At 72.9% G+C, this 14182-nt stretch carries 9 protein-coding genes; 4 read left to right on the forward strand and 5 right to left on the reverse strand.

The window, feature by feature from the left end; all coding sequences use genetic code 11:
• Window positions 1-78 precede the first annotated feature (78 nt).
• Complete coding sequence (locus PKF00_RS37620) at window positions 79-4269, reverse strand: AAA family ATPase (RefSeq protein ID WP_271222511.1); 4191 nt, start codon at window positions 4267-4269, stop codon at window positions 79-81.
• On the reverse strand, window positions 4270-5397 hold the full coding sequence (locus PKF00_RS37625; RefSeq protein WP_271222512.1) for an exonuclease SbcCD subunit D: 1128 nt from the start codon (window positions 5395-5397) through the stop codon (window positions 4270-4272). It lies immediately after the preceding gene.
• Window positions 5398-5584: 187 nt separating this feature from the next.
• Between PKF00_RS37625 and PKF00_RS37630 the strand changes: the two genes are divergently transcribed.
• A complete protein-coding gene (locus PKF00_RS37630) occupies window positions 5585-7057 on the forward strand; it encodes an alpha/beta hydrolase family protein (RefSeq protein ID WP_271222542.1) in 1473 nt (490 codons plus the stop codon).
• Here the strand turns inward: PKF00_RS37630 and PKF00_RS37635 are convergent.
• Window positions 7030-7986, reverse strand: coding sequence for an alpha/beta hydrolase (locus PKF00_RS37635; RefSeq protein ID WP_271222513.1), 957 nt, complete (start codon window positions 7984-7986; stop codon window positions 7030-7032). The two genes, PKF00_RS37630 and PKF00_RS37635, sit on opposite strands and share 28 nt — an antisense overlap.
• A 247-nt stretch (window positions 7987-8233) precedes the next feature.
• Between PKF00_RS37635 and PKF00_RS37640 the strand changes: the two genes are divergently transcribed.
• Complete coding sequence (locus tag PKF00_RS37640; RefSeq protein WP_271222514.1) at window positions 8234-9790, forward strand: LCP family protein; 1557 nt, start codon at window positions 8234-8236, stop codon at window positions 9788-9790.
• A gap of 53 nt (window positions 9791-9843) precedes the next feature.
• On the opposite strand, the gene PKF00_RS37645 is transcribed toward PKF00_RS37640, so the two are convergent.
• On the reverse strand, window positions 9844-10848 hold the full coding sequence (locus PKF00_RS37645; protein WP_271222515.1) for an enolase C-terminal domain-like protein: 1005 nt from the start codon (window positions 10846-10848) through the stop codon (window positions 9844-9846).
• A gap of 195 nt (window positions 10849-11043) precedes the next feature.
• Complete coding sequence (locus tag PKF00_RS37650; RefSeq protein WP_271222516.1) at window positions 11044-12399, reverse strand: MFS transporter; 1356 nt, start codon at window positions 12397-12399, stop codon at window positions 11044-11046.
• Window positions 12400-12694: 295 nt separating this feature from the next.
• Here PKF00_RS37650 and PKF00_RS37655 point away from each other — a divergent pair, with 295 nt between their 5' ends.
• Both PKF00_RS37655 and PKF00_RS37660 read left to right on the forward strand, forming a co-directional pair.
• Window positions 12695-13198 carry a nuclear transport factor 2 family protein gene (locus tag PKF00_RS37655; protein WP_271222517.1) on the forward strand — a complete coding sequence of 168 codons (504 nt, stop codon included), beginning with the start codon at window positions 12695-12697 and terminating at the stop codon, window positions 13196-13198.
• Window positions 13199-13552: 354 nt separating this feature from the next.
• Window positions 13553-14182 (forward strand): TetR/AcrR family transcriptional regulator, encoded by a 630-nt coding sequence (locus tag PKF00_RS37660; RefSeq protein ID WP_271222518.1) that lies wholly within the window; start codon window positions 13553-13555, stop codon window positions 14180-14182.

Here is a 14182-nt window from a genome sequence, read left to right on the forward strand (position 1 = left end):
TCCTCGCTCTTCTGAGGCGTCCCCCGCAGATGGAGTGGAGCCTGCCTCCGCACAGGTTATCCCGCCGGGAACGGGTCGTCAGGAAGTGAAGACCGACAGGGTCGAGCCTCGGCGTTCCTTGCGGACCCGCAGCTGCGCCGGCACACGGGTGCGCAGCTCGGTGACGTGGCTGACGATGCCGACGGCCCTGCCTCCGTCGCGCAGGCCGTCCAGGATGTCCAGCACGCCGTCGAGGGTGTCCTCGTCCAGGGTGCCGAACCCCTCGTCGATGAAGAGCGTGCCGAGCTCCACTCCCCCCGCCTCGGCGGTGACCACGTCGGCCAGGCCGAGCGCGAGCGCCAGCGAGGTGATGAAGCTCTCGCCGCCGGAAAGCGTCGCCGGATCGCGGTCGAAGCCGGTCCAGCCGTCCAGGATCCGCAGGCCGAGCCCGCCTCCCGACCTGCTCCTGTCACCCGCGGTCCGGCCGAGGCCGTGTTCGAGGAGGTAACGCCCGCCGGACATCCGGTCGAGCCGCTCGTTGGCCGACTCGACCACCTGCCGCAGGCGCTCGCCGAGCACGTAGGCGGAAAGACGCATCTTCCACCGGTTGTCACCGGAGGTCCCGCCGGTCAGAGCCGCGAGCCCCTCCGCGAGGCGGTGCCGCCGCTCGGCGGGACGCCAGCGTTCCAGACATCCGGCCAGCTCGGCGCGGAGCGCGGCCAGCCTGGCCAGACGGGTCTCGGCCTGGTTCCTGGCGGACAGCAGGCCCGCCTGCGCGGCGTCGGCGGCGTCACGCGCGGCTCGCAGCCCCTCGAGGTCGGGCTCGGGCTCGGCGGCCGCGGCGATCAGCTCGGGGTCGGCCAGCACCGCGGCGACGGCGACGCGTTCCCTGTCGAGCTCGCGGAGCCGTTCGGCCTTCTCCTCCTGCTCGGCGGGCGGGCGGACCGCCACGCGCGCGTCGTCGATCCCGAGGAAGCCCGCCTCGACGGCGGCGGCCACGGCCGCCACCTGCGCCGCCGCCAGCTCCGTCGCGGTGGCCTGCTCCCGCTGGGTGGCCTCGACCGCCTCGGTGAGCAGCTCGGCCTCGTCGGCCAGCCGGTCCAGCCTGGCGGCGAGGGTCGGATCGTCGCCCCGTGCCGCGTCGATGCGCGCGGCCAGCCGTTCGGCGTCGGCTGTCAGCCTCTCCTGGGTCGTACGGCGGGCGGCGAGCGTCACCGCGAGCCCGCGCGAGCGCTCCTCGAGCTCGCCCAGCTCGGCCGCGACGCGGCCGGCCTCCGCCACCAGCACCGGCTCGGCTCCCGCCGACTCCCGCAGCAGGGCGAGCGCCGTCCGCGCCTCCTCCAGTTCTCCCGCGGCGTCCTCAGCGGTGAGGTCCGTCACGGCGGACGCCTCGCGGTGGGCGGCCGCCAGGTCGACGACACGGGTGGCGGCCGCGACCGCCACGGCCAGGAGCGCGGCCTCCCGGGTGAGGCGGTCCCTGCGGGCCTGGACCGTGGGGTCGGCGCCGCGCGCCGTGTCGAGGCGGACGGCCAGCCGGTCGTGCTCCGCCCGCCATTCCGCCCGTCTGGCACGGCCCTCGGCCAGCGACCGCTCGGTCTCCGCCGCCCGGGCTCTCACGGCGTCCAGCTCGGCCGCGAGGCGCTCCGACTCCGCGGCGAGCTCCGTCTCCACGCTCGCGGCGGAGACCAGCTCGGCCAGTGTCCGCCCGGCCTCGCCGAGGGCCTCCTCCGCCTGCCGCGCGCTCAGCTCCCCCGCGGCGGCGAGAGCCTCCTGCAGCCGTGAGGCCAGGGCGGTGACGGCGTTCTCCGCAGTTCCGCGCCGCTCGGCGGCGGCGTCGTAGGCGCTCTGCGCCGCGCGTTCGTCCTCGGCGGTCGAGGCCTGCCGTGCCGGGGCCGCGGGGGCGGGGTGCTCGGGCGAGCCGCAGACCGCGCAGGGCTCGCCGGGAGCGAGTTTGGCCGCCAGCTCGGCGGCCATGCCGTCGATCCTGGCCTGCCGGAGATCCTGATGGCGGTCCCTGGCCAGCTGGGCGAGATCGACCGCCTCGGCGCAGACCGTCCTGGCGGCCTCCAGCTCGGCGCGGAGGACGTCACGCCGCCCGGCCGCCTCGAGCAGGACGGTCGCGGCGTCCACACGCGCCCGCGCCGCGGGAACCTCCGCGGCCCTGGCTCTGGCCTCGGCCAGCCGGGCCGACACCTCGGAGAGCCGGACGGGGAGCTCCTGCCGACGCCCGCTGAGCGCGGCCTCCCGCTCCGCCGCGGCCACGAGCTCGGCGTCGAGTCCCGCGAGCAGCCCCGCGAGCTCGGCGAGCCTGGCCTCGTCGCTCCGCAGGCCCTGCAGTCCCGCGAGCTCATGACCGCGCTCCCGCTCCAGGGAGGCCAGCAGGTCGCGGATCGCCGTCCCGGCGGGAACGGCCTCGCCCCGTGGGCCGGGCGAGCCGGGGAAGGTCTGGAGCATGACGTCCCGCGCGGCTTCCCGGCCTGCCACGGCGACCCGCACGACGCCGTCCTGGCACACGGACAGGCCCAGCGCGGACAGGGCTGCCGCGTCAAGGCGCGCGGACAGGCCGGAGGCGGACGGAGCGTCCGTGTCAGGGCTCCCCGGCGGCGCGAAGGCGGACGGGGCGGCGCCAGGCCTCTCGGGAAGCTCGGGGGCGGACGACAGGGCGGTGTCAGTGGTCGCAGGCAGGGCGAGGACCTGGGACAGGGCGGCCGCCAGGTCGTGTCGCGCCCCGGTCAGCTCCGCGGCCAGGCCGTCACGCCGCTCCACGGCCCGCAGGCGGGTCACGGCCGCCGCCTCCGCCGACTCGGCGGCCGGAATCCGCGCCGAGGAGAGACGGGCCGAGGAGAGACGGGTCTCGACCTCCTGTCGCAGACCGGGAAGGAGCACGAGGCGGTCGTCGGTCTCCGTCTGGGCCGCGCCGAGCTCGGCGATCTCGCGGGCGGCCAGCTCACGGTCCTGGACGATCTTCGCCAGGCGCGGTTCCTCGGCGCGCAGCTCGCCCAGCCTGGTGATCTCGTCCCGGCGGTCGCGCGCCAGCGCGGCGAGCCGGTCGGGGGCGGTCTCCAGCCCGGTCCCGGTCAGGGGGAGCGCGCGGGCGACGGCGTCCACGGCCAGTCCGTGGGCCTTGGCCGCGGCCTCGGCCCGCTGCTCGGCCGCCTGGATCAGGGGCAGCACCCGGTCCGCGCGGGCCGCCTCCGCGAGGACGAGCTCGAGATCCGCCCGCTCCTCCGCGGTCTCCTCGAGCGCCCGGCCACGCGCCAGCGCCTCCGTGTGCCGGCGGCGCCGGTCGGCCAGCGCGGTGCCGTGCTCCAGCATCGCCCGCGCCTGCCGTACGGCTTCGTGTCCGTCTGTCGAGTCAAGCCTCATCCGGGCCACGGCCTCGGTGGCGAGTTCCTCGAGTGCGGCGGCCCACCCGAGCGGGTCGTCCTCGGCGAGGGCGGCCCCGGAGGGCGCGGCGTCACCCGACGCCGTGGGGGGCACCGCGTCGCCCGACGCTCCCAGAAGCACGGCGTCACCTGACGCTCCCAGGAGCACGGCGTCATCCGGCGTGTCGGGGGACACGGCGTCGCCCGACACGCCGGGAGGCGTCGCGTCGTCCGCCAGGAGCGCGAGGAGATCGGGCCCCGCCGCCTCCTCGACGCGCTTGACGGCGAAGTCCACCTCTCTGCGCAGGGCGTGCTGCTCACGGTGGGCCTCGGTCCGTCTGTCGGCCAGCCAGGACTCGGCGGCGGCGTAGACCTTCACGGAGAAAAGGCGTTCCAGGACCTTGCGGCGCTCCTCGCCGTCGGCGCGCAGGAACCTGGCGAAGTCTCCCTGCGGCAACATCGCGACCTGGAAGAACTGGTCGGCGTTCATGCCGAGCAGGCCGCCGATCAGGTCGCCCGCCTCGTCGACCCGGGTGGTCAGCCCGATCCACTCCCCCGAGGGGGTGAGCTCCTGGACGAGTGCCTTCTCGTTCTCCCTGGTGGTGCCGGTTCCCCGGAGTTTGGGGCGCTGCCAGGCGGGCGATCGGCTGATCTTCAGCCGTCGTCCCCTGATCGTGACCTCGAGGGCGACCGAGGGGCCCCTGTCCGGCGGCGCGTGGTCGCAGCGCAGGCTCTTGGCGCTGTCGCGCCTTCCCGGCACCCTGCCGTACAGGGCGTAGCAGAGGGCGTCCAGGACGGTGGTCTTGCCCGCGCCCGTCGGGCCCTGGATCAGGAACAGCCCGGCTTCCGCGAGGGCGTCGAAGTCCACCACCTCCTCCGCGGGAAAGGAGCCGAACGCGGTGATCCACAGATGGTGCGGGCGCATCTACGCCATCGCCTCCTTGACGCGGCAGGCCTCGACGGCCTCCTGGAGCAGGCGGGTCTCCTCGGTGTCCGCCGCCTCGCCCCGCACCTCGCGGACGAAGTCGAGCGCGACCTCTATCTCCGGTCTTCCCGCCAGCCTCGGGCGCGCCGCGGCCTCCTGGACTCCGCCCTCCGGTTCGAAGGAGAGGCTGAGGGTGTGCTCGAAGCGGGATCTGAGGCGTTCCATGGCGCTCTTCGGCCTGATCGGGTCGGTGAGCGTCACCTGGAGCCAGTGGTCCTCGTAGCGGGCGTGGTCGGCCGAGGCCAGCAGGTCGTCGAGACGGCCCCTGATCCTGCCGACCCGCCGGGGCACCGGGGCCTCGGCGAACTCCGCGCTCACCCGGCCCTCCCCGTCGATGTCCACCAGCCAGGACCCCTTCACCTGGTCGGCCTCGGAGAAGGAGTAGGCGATCGGGGAACCCGAGTAACGCGCCGTCTCGCTCATCCGCTGGCGGCCGTGCAGATGGCCGAGCGCCACGTAGTCGACGCCGTCGAAGACGGAGACGGGGACGTTGGCGACCCCGCCGACGCTGATGTCGCGCTCGCTGTCGCTGGCCTGCCCGCCGGTGACGAAGGCGTGGGCGAGGACCACGGAGCGGGGACCCCTGTGGGCGAGGTCCGCGCGGATCAGGGACATGGCGTGCTCGATCGCGGCGGTGTGGGTGCGCGCGGGCAGCTCCCACGGACCGCGCACCAGCTCGGGCTCGAGGTAGGGGATGCCGTAGAAGGCCACCTCGTCGACGACGACGGGCTCGCCGACCCGCGCCGGATCGGTGCGCAGGTGGACGCCCGCGGCGTCGATCAGGCCAGCGCCGAAGCCGAGCCTGCGCGCGGAGTCGTGGTTGCCGCTGATCAGCACGGTGCGCACCCGCTCCGCGACCAGCCGCTGCAGCGCCTGGTTGCACAGCTCCACGGCGTCGACCGAGGGCAGCGCCCTGTCGTAGACGTCACCGGAGACGACGACCACGTCGATCCGCTCGGTCCTGACCGTCTCGACCAGGTGGTCGACGAAGACCCCCTGGGCGGCCAGGAGGCTCTCGCGGTGGAACGAACGGCCCAGGTGCCAGTCCGAGGTGTGCAGCACTCGCATGTCACCTGAAGCTAACAGGCCTCGGCGGCAAATGCGGCCACTGCCGCCACACTGCTCTCATCGCCCCTCTGCCCCGGAAGGCCGGTCGTGAGTACGCTTGAAGATCGAAGGGAACGATACCGGCATACGTTCATCCCGGAGGCGGACAACGATCGGGGAGCGAATCGGCGTGCGGGTTGGCCGAGGTGTGTTGGGCGCGACAGCGGGCGTGGTCCTGCTGGTTCTCGCGACGATGGGCTACACGCTGCCTCCGCCCTTCGACCCGCCGCCGCTGGGGGTGGACCCGGTCTTCCAGGCCCTGCCCGCCCAGCCGCGCGCCGAGCTCGCGCCGGTCTCCGCCAGCGGGCAGATCACCGTCGAGGACGTCGACGTCGACGTCGGGGACACCACCCTGGGCGCCACGATCCGCGCGCCGCTCACCCCCGGCAGGCACCCCGCCCTGGTCTTCGTCCAGGGGGCGGGCCCCGGGGTGCGCGACGAGTTCACCGTCCAGGCCGAGTGGCTGGCCAGGGCGGGAATCGTCACGCTCGTCTACGACAAGCGGACCGTTCGCTACGACTTCCGCAACCGTGACTTCGACCTGCTGGCGAGCGACGCCCTGCGCGTCCTGGACAGGTTGAGGCTGCGCGCCGACGTCGATCCGGCCAGGACCGGGCTGTGGGGGGTGAGCGAGGGCAGCTGGGTGGTCCCGATCGCCGCGGCCAGGAGCCGGGACGTCGGGTTCACCGTGCTGGTCTCCGCGCCGAACGTCTCCCCCCTGCGGCAGGTCACGTGGGCGCTCAGCGAGCAACTCGACCGGCTGCACGCCCCCAGCGGGGTGCGGGAGCTGCTCACCAGGGCGATGAGCGCGGTCCACATGAACTTCCTGCGCTACGACGGACTGCCCGCGCTGCGCAGGCTCCACCGCCCGGTTCTGGCCCTGTACGGCACACGCGACCCGTCGATCCCGTTCGTCGAGAGCAGCAAGGCGCTGACCGGCGCGCTCGCCGAGGGCGGCAACGCCGACTACACCATCCGCTACCTGGAGGGCGCCGACCACGGCATGCGAATCCACGGCGGGCCCTTCGCCCCCGGTTACCTGGAGACGCTGGCCAACTGGGTCAAGGGCCTGCCGGGCACGGCCAGGCCTTCGACGCACATCGCGGGCGCGACCCCCGTCCAGCGTTACGAGGCCAGCGAGGTGCCCAACGCCCCGTGGTACGCCGGTGGCGCCGTCCTGGGGCTGACGCTGTGCCTGGCCGCCGTGGGATACGTGGTCGGCCCGGTGGCCGAGATGGTGCTGCGGCTGCGCGGCAGGCAGCTGCCCGCGGAGGCCAACGCGAGGGTCTGGCCGCCGATCAGGCGCAGGTTCCGGCGGATGGCGTGGACCGGCCTGGGGCTGCTCGTCTCGGTGGTCGCCTTCATCGTCCTGCTGGTGCTGTTCTCGGTGAACCAGGCGGGGGCCTGGCCCGCGGTGCTCGCCGGATGGCTGGTCATCAGGATCCTGGCGGTGCTCATGCTGCTGCAGGAGGTCACGGCCGTGGCGGCCGTCGTCTCCGGACTGCGGGAGGGCTGGGAGCCGAGCCGTCCGCAGCGGGCCGCGATCGCGGGGGTGCTGGGCGGCACCGGCCTGCTGCTGGTCGCCGGAGCCTACTACAGTCTCTTCGCCTTCCCCTGGTAGCACTCGAGCCAGCGGTCCATCTCCTCGAACGTCCGCTCGCGCGCGGGGCGCGACGACAGCACCAGGTCGTGCATGCCGCCCGGCACCCGCACGCACGTGACGTGCGAGCCGATCCTGGTGGCCCAGTGGGCGATCTGCTCGGGGTCGAGCACGACGTCCGCCTCCTGGGCCTCGGGGGCGAAGTCGCGCAGCCTCAGCCCCTTCTCCGCGCAGAGCACCAGGACGGGGACGTCGACCTTCAGACCGGCGTGGAGCCGCCGGTGGGCCCTGCGCATCGCGGCCAGCCAGACCGCGTGGACGGGGAAGCCGCCGATGGGTTTCCAGGCCAGGTCGAAGTCCCACTCGCCGTGGTGGTCGCGGTGCAGGCTGACGCCGTACGCGTTGGCCTTCCCGGTGGGAATGACGGCGCGCGGGGGCATCCTGGAGAAGGCGCCCTTCAGCAGGTCGGCGGCCAGCCGCAGCGGGGCGGGGACGTTGAGGTCGAGGAAGGGGCTGTTGAGCACCAGGCTCTGGACCAGCCCCCTGCCCCTGACCCGGTCGGCCCAGAGGGCGGCGACCAGGCCTCCTGTCGAGTGGCCGTTGAGGGTCACCTCGTCGTGGCCGTCCTGGTCACGGATGATCCTGATCGCCTCGTCGATCTCGGGGAAGTGCTCGGTGACGCTGCGCACGAACGCCCTGGTCTGGTGGGGAAGCAGGGAGCGGCCGTACTTGCGCAGGTCGAGGCCGTAGAAGTCGAAGCCCTGGGCGACGAAGTGGTCGGCCAGGTGGGTCTGGAAGAAGTAGTCGGTGAACCCGTGAAGGTAGAGGACGGCCCTTCCTGTGGGCTCGGGGGCGCGCCGCCGTACCAGGGAGGCGACCACCGGTCCCTCGTAGTCGTCGGCCATGGGCAGGACGGTGAGCTCGTAACCGGGACCGAGAACGTCGGGCATGGACATCAGGGTACGTCCGAAGGGGTTCGCCCTCCCAGGGGCTTTCGAGGGACTCGACGGGTTCCCCTCCGGGGCTTGTCTTTCGCCATACCGGCAAAAGACGGCAACGGAATCTTATTGTCAGTGATAAGTCAGCATAAAAAGGGTTTACTTTTCCGCGTTGTTCATTCGGTCGTCGCCCGCACGCCCCGGTGTCCCCCCTACCATCTCCCTGCGGCGCTCAGGCGCGTGGGAGATCGGGGAGCAGGTGCGGGAGAGAACGAAGCCGCGGGGGCTCGGCGCGGTCATCGGATGGACGGCCCTGTCCACCGTGGTGCCGGGCGCGGCGCACCTGCGGGTCGGATGGCGTAAGACCGGGCTGGCGCTGGTGTCGGCCTACGCTCTGCTGCTGCTGGGCGTGCTGTGGGTGCTGCTCACCGTCGACTTCGGCGACCTGCTCGGGCAGCTGACCGCCTCCTCCTCGTGGCTGACCGGCGTCACGGTCGCCTCCCTGGCGCTCGGCGCCGCCTGGTTCGCACTGGTCGTGCACTCCTTCACGGTGCTGAACCCCGGCACGCTCCGCGGCGCGAGGCAGGCCGTGGCGGGCGCGGTCGCGGGGCTGCTCGCGGTCGCGGTCGTGGTGCCGTTCGGCCTGGTCGGCCAGTACGTCTCGGTCTCGCAGTCGGCGATCGACAAGATCTTCAGCGCCGCGCCGACCACGCCGGCGCCCCAGGCCTCCCAGGAGGCGGACCCGTGGGCGGGCAGGAGCCGGGTGAACATCCTGCTGCTCGGCGGCGACGCCGACACCCACCGGGTCGGCGTCAGGACCGACAGCATCAACCTGGCCAGCATCGATGTCGAAACCGGCAACACCGTGCTGCTGGGACTGCCGCGCAACCTGGAGAACGTCCGTTTCGTTCCTGGTTCTCCGATGGCCAGGCGGTTCCCCGACGGTTTCCGGCTGCCCGCCAACCCGGACGGCTCGCGCGAGGACCTGCTCTTCGCGGTCTGGGAGTACGCCGACGCCCATCCGGAGATCTTCGGCGGACGCAAGGGGCAGGGCACGAAGACCCTCATGGAGACGATCGGCTACACACTCGGCCTGAGGGTCGACTGGTACGCCCTGGTGAACATGTGGGGATTCGCCCGGCTGATCGACGCCATCGGCGGAGTGCGGCTGACCGTGCCGCAGGACGTGGTCTTCGGCAAGTACAACGAGGGCCTGGTCAAGGCCGGAACCCGCAGGCTCGGCGGAGCCGACGCGATGTGGTTCGCCCGCTCGCGCACCTACAGCGACGACTACACCCGGATGGGACGCCAGCGCTGCGTGCTGGGCGCCCTGCTCCAGCAGGCCGACCCGGCGACGGTGCTCGCCCGCTTCAACCGGATCGCGCTGGCCACCAAGGAACTTCTCAGGACCGACATCCCGCGCCCGATGCTGGAGCACCTGGTCCCGCTGGCGTTGAAGGTGAAGAACGCCAAGGTGACCAGCGTCCAGTTCGTCCCTCCGCTGATCAACACCGGCTACCCCGACTGGAACAAGATCCGCGTCGTCACGGCGAAGGCCATCCGCGCCTCGAACGTCTCCCGGCAGCGTCTCACCGCGACCGCCTCGCCCACGGCCACCGCGGTCGCCGGGTCGCCGACCGCCACGGCCTCGCCCAGCGGCACCGCCGCCTCCCCGGAAACCGGCCGGAGCGCCGGGCCGCGTGCCACGCCGACCACCGCTCAGCGGGCGGGGACGGACTCGGAGGCCAGGTCCGGGACCGACGGCAAACCCGTGGACCCCACGGTCCCGAAGGGGATCAGCGAGGGCTGCGCCTGACCCCTCCCCCGCGCGCCGCCGGCGCGGGGACCGGCTCCACACGCCGCGGGCCCCTACACGCTGTAGGAGTCCCTGGCCAGACGGCGGACGCGCGCCACGTCGACGTTGTGGCCCAGCCCTGGCTGGGTGAGCGGCACGGCCACGACGCCGCCGGAGGCGCCGACCGGCGGGGTGACGATCTGCGCGCTGCGCGGGGGCTCGGCCACGTCGCAGGGCAGCCCGCAGCCGGGCAGGCTGGCCGCGGCGACCGTCGCGGCCCTGGCCAGACCGGTGCCCTGGCCTCCCGAACAGGCGATCTCCCAGCCCGCCGCCGTCGCGGTGTCGTGCATCCGCCGCACCTCACGCAGGGAGCCCAGGAGCGCGGGGCGCAACAGCAGCGCCCTGCCCGCGTTCGTCGCGATCGCCTCGTCGAGCTCGGCCGCGGAGGAGATTTCGAGCAGCACCGGCGCGGCGACGCGTTCCTGCAGGTCGGCGTGGCCTGCGAGGTCGACGAACGGACGCTCGATGGACGACAGCGCGTAGGCGTCCATCGCCTCGAGGGCGTCGGCGTCGGTGTAGGCGCGGCGGGCGTCGACGCCGATGCCGAGCGCGGGGTACGCCTGCCGCACCGCGCGCAGCGGCTCGATGTCCCACCCCGGGTGGACGTCCAGGGTGACGTGGGCGTATCCGGCGCAGACATGGCGGTTGACCCGCGCGACCAGGCTCTCCAGGTTGCGCTCGGCGCCGATCCTGACGGTGGCCGTCAGCGAGGTACGGCTGCCGCCCAGCGCGTGGGAGAGCGGAACCCCGAGCATCCTCGCCCACAGGTCCCAGCAGGCCATGTCGGCGGCGGAGCCCCCGGGAACCTCGCCCAGCTCGTCGGGGTGCTCCCAGTCGACGCCGATCAGCGCCTCGGCGAGTCCTTCCTGCAGGAGCCTCCAGGTCTTGGGGGCGGGGTCGACGACCTCTCCCCAGCCGGTCATGCCCCCATAGTCGGTGAGCCGGACGAGGATCGTCTCTGGCCGCCTGCCGTAGGGCAGGACCAACCGGAACACCTCAAGCTCACGTACGCGCGGCATGAACCCCCTCGATTCCTTACGTCTTTCGGGAAAACGCCATGGGAAAGCGTCTCGTAAAAAACGAGTCCCGCCCGAAGGCGGGACTCATCTCCCAACACGAAGGCGCTCGGCGTTCTTCCATGGTGCCACGCCCGCCCGGCCCCGAATCTGCCCGAACCGTCTGTGAGCCGGCCCCGGACCGGCCACGCCCGGCGGTCAGCTCCTGAACCGGCCTCCGACGAACACCCCCACGCCCGCCATGAGCGCCGTCAGCGCGAAGCACACGAGGTAGACGGGAGCCTCCGCGCCGAAGACCGCGACGATCACACCGACGACGGCGACCGTCACCACGGTGAAGACCGACTCCCCGATTCCCATGGAGGCGCTGTTCTCCCCCTCCTCTCCGGGGTTCGACAGTTCCAGCACGAGCACCGACAGCGTGGGGTAGGCGCTTCCGATGCCGAACCCGGCGACGGCCTCGCCGAGGACGGCGAACAGGACGGGGACGTCGGGGAAGACGGTCAGGGCCATCAGCACGGTCCCTGCGGCGATGAGTGCCGGGCCGACGCGCAGGATCAGGACCCGGTCGTAGCGCCTGCGCCCGACGACCCACGACGCGAACGCCCAGGCCAGCGCGCCCGCGGTGAGCACCATCCCGGCGCCGGTCGGTGACAGCCCGTGCTCCCCGGTGAGGATGAGCGGCAGGAACACCTCGCCGCCGATGACGGTGGCGCCGACGATGCCGCGCAGCGTGATCACCGAGGGCAGGCCGCGCGCGCCGCGGAGGGTGCCGGGCGGCAGCAGCCTGGGAAGCGACAGGACCAGCAGGAACAGCCCGGCCGCCAGCAGGAGCAGCCCGGCGCCTCCGGCCGCGCCGCCGTACTGCATGAGCGCGGCGCCCACCGCCGTCAGCACCGCCCAGCCCAGTCTCCTGACGATGGAGGTGCGCTCACCCGTCTCCGCGCGCTCCTCGCCCGCCGGAGCGGCGGCGAGGCCGCGCCAGAGCAGCAACGCCGCCGGGGCGACGAACAACGGCACCCCGAGGAAGACCCAGCGCCAGCCCACCTGCTCGACCACGACGCCGGCGACCAGGGGGCCGACCATGGACGGCACCACCCAGCCCGCCGCGAAGATCGAGAACACCTTGGGGTGCATGTCCGCCGGGTAGACCCGTGACACCAGGACGTACATCGCGACCTGGAAGATCCCTCCCCCGAAACCCTGCACGAACCTGCCCAGGATGAACACGTCCATGCTCGGCGCCACCCCCGCGACCACCAGCCCGGCCACGAAGGTCGCGACGCCCGCCCAGAGGGGGGCGACCGGTCCGCGAAGGTCCGCCCAGCGCCCGCCCAGCACGGTGGCCACCACCCCGGCCGCCAGCGCCCCGCTGAAGGCCAGGGCGTACAGCGCGATCCCGTCGAGGGCCCGTCCCACGACCGGCATGGCCGTCGCCACCGCGAGCGCCTCGAACGCCACCAGGACGATCAGCGCCACCATGCCGACCGTCAGCGCGCGATAACGCTCAGCGAATATCCCCGCGGAGGGCGCGGCAACCGTCGTAGTAGTCATGAACCGGACAGTACGGCGGCCGCCTCGCGCCGGGCATCGGCCCCGAGGCTCAGCCCTTGGTCGTAGGACCGCGCCCCCGAGGCGAACCGCCGGGCCTCACGTGAACCGCCGGGCCCGGCGAGCCGGGCCTGGCGAGGAGGGTTGGCGAGGAGGGTTGGCGAGAGGCCCGTGAGCTGGACCGGCACATCACTGTGCGCCCCGGACAGGAAAGTGCCTTCTTCCCCTTCTCCCGGTCGGCTGCCGACCATGTACCCCGTATCACTTCACGAGCCCAGAGGGAACGAGGAGCACGGCCATGGCTGAGACCGGCGCAGAGGCTGGCATGAAGAGCGGCGCGGAGACCGCCCGGCAGATTCGGGAGCTCGCCGACCGCGCGGCGGTGCTGGACCTGGTCAACGCCTACGCCACAGCCCTGGACACCAGGGACTGGGAGGCGCTCGGCGGGCTGTTCACCGAGGACGCACGCTGGGAGTACGGCGGATCGAACGGGTCGGGGGGATACGCCCGCTCGGGGCCCGAGGCCATCGTCGCCCTGATGCGCGCGTCCTTGGAGCCTCTGGACGCGACACAGCACCTGAACGGCAACAACGTCGTCACGGTGCGCGGCGACGAGGCCGAGCACACCGGCTACGCCCACGCCCAGCACGTCAAGCGCGGCCTGCCCGGCGGCGAGTCGTACCTCGGGGGCGTCCGTTACCGGGACCGGCTGCGCCGGACTCCCGACGGCTGGCGGTTCAGTCACCGCCTGCTGACCCACATGTGGGGCGAGGGCAACCCGGCGGTGCTCGGCAGCCGATAGGACGGCGGCGGCCGGTCCCGTGCCACAGGAGCAGCCGACGGGAGCGGGACCGGCGGAGACAGGAACGGCGGGGGCACGGACAGCGGGGGGCACGGACGGCAGCGGAGACAGGGGCGACGGGGCATGGACGACCGGGAGCACGGACTGCGAACGCGGACTGCGAACGAGAACTGCGAGCACGGACTGGGAACGCGAACGGCGGCAACGTGGCTGGCCGGAAGCGCGGCTGACCGGAAGCGTGACGGGCGGGCTCATGAACGACGCGGGCGGAGGCCACTCGTCGCGACGCCGTGAAGCATCGACGTCGTGAAATATATATGACCGGTCGCTCATATTCTTTGGTACGGTTGGAGGGTGATCGACGGACGACTTCAGCGCGGCGAGCGGACTCGCAGGGCGGTGCTCGACACCGCCGTCCAGCTTGCCTCGGTGGAGGGGCTCGAAGGCCTGTCACTCGCCCGCCTCGCCCAGACGCTCGGTGTCAGCAAGTCCGGCCTTTTCGTCCATTGGCCCGACAAACAAGCACTTCAGCTCGCGATCGTGGAACACGCTCGGCAGCAGTGGATCGAGCACATCGTCGATCCCGCCCTGCGCGCTCCTCGGGGGCTGCGCAGGCTGCTGGCCCTGCACGAGCTCCGGCTGACGTTCTACGCCTCGGGCCGGCTGCCCGGCGGCTGCTTCTTCCGTGCCGTCGACAGCGAGTTCGACGACCGGCCCGGCCCGGTTCACGACGCCATCGCCGCCGCGATCGACAGCTGGATGGACCTGCTGGCCGACCTCGCCAGGAAAGCCGTGGAGCTGGGCCAGCTGCGTTCCGGCACCGATCCCCGTCAGCTCGCCTTCGAGATAGAGGCACTCGGCGCGGTCGTGATCGTCCACACCCACCTGCTCCAGCACGAGCACAGCCACGAATACGCCCGCCGCGCCGTGCTCGACCGGCTCCGCGGCCTGGCGACCGACCCCAGCATCCTCCCGGAGGCCTGA

Origin of the sequence: Streptosporangium carneum (genome assembly GCF_027922005.1) — a bacterium.
GTDB classification, from domain to species: Bacteria; Actinomycetota; Actinomycetes; order Streptosporangiales; family Streptosporangiaceae; genus Streptosporangium; species Streptosporangium carneum.

Coding starts and splice junctions, on each gene's coding strand:
- PKF00_RS37620 (WP_271222511.1), bottom strand. CDS start 4,269: ATGCGCCCGCACCATCTGTGGATCACCGCGTTCGGCTCCTTTCCCGCG.
- PKF00_RS37625 (WP_271222512.1), bottom strand. CDS start 5,397: ATGCGAGTGCTGCACACCTCGGACTGGCACCTGGGCCGTTCGTTCCAC.
- PKF00_RS37635 (WP_271222513.1), bottom strand. CDS start 7,986: ATGCCCGACGTTCTCGGTCCCGGTTACGAGCTCACCGTCCTGCCCATG.
- PKF00_RS37645 (WP_271222515.1), bottom strand. CDS start 10,848: ATGCCGCGCGTACGTGAGCTTGAGGTGTTCCGGTTGGTCCTGCCCTAC.
- PKF00_RS37650 (WP_271222516.1), bottom strand. CDS start 12,399: ATGACTACTACGACGGTTGCCGCGCCCTCCGCGGGGATATTCGCTGAG.
- PKF00_RS37655 (WP_271222517.1), top strand. CDS start 12,695: ATGGCTGAGACCGGCGCAGAGGCTGGCATGAAGAGCGGCGCGGAGACC.